The sequence below is a fragment of the Enhygromyxa salina genome (genome assembly GCF_000737335.2).
Classification (GTDB): Bacteria; Myxococcota_A; Polyangia; order Nannocystales; family Nannocystaceae; genus Plesiocystis; species Plesiocystis salina_C.
On record NZ_JMCC02000326.1, the window covers coordinates 1 to 527 of the forward strand.

Below are 527 nucleotides of genomic sequence, written 5' to 3' on the forward strand. Positions count from 1 at the left end.
CCAGCGCGGATCGGCTACATGCTCGCGGACTCGGGCGCGCGCGTCGTCGTGAGCGACGCCGGGTCCCAGGCGAGCCTGGCCCAGTTCGGCGTCGAGACCCTGACCGTCGGCGAACTCGGTGGGCCGCGCGAGCCCGGGCTCACGCCCATCGACCGCTCGACGCCGGACGCGACCGCTTACGTCATCTACACCTCGGGCTCGACGGGGCGGCCCAAGGGCGTCGAGGTCGGACACCGCGCGCTGCTCAACTTCCTGTGGACGATGGGGCGCAGGCCGGGCTTCGACGGCCGCGACTCGCTGCTGGCCGTGACGACGGTCTGTTTCGACATCGCCGGGCTCGAGCTCTACCTGCCCCTCGTCCGCGGCGGGCAGGTCGAGATCCTTCCTGCAGAGGTCGCCGCCGACGGCCTCGCCTTGCGGACTCGGCTCGAGGCTGCGGCCCCGACGGTGATGCAGGCGACGCCGACGACCTGGCGGGTTTGGCTTGGCCTCGATCGGGTTCGCGCCGGTCGCCCTGGTCGTGACGA

General features: G+C 72.7%; 1 protein-coding gene. It reads left to right on the forward strand.

Annotation, left to right across the window (positions count from 1 at the left end):
• Positions 1 to 527 (forward strand): AMP-binding protein (locus tag DB30_RS41115; RefSeq protein WP_146663013.1); only part of this gene is annotated, 527 nt, incomplete at both ends.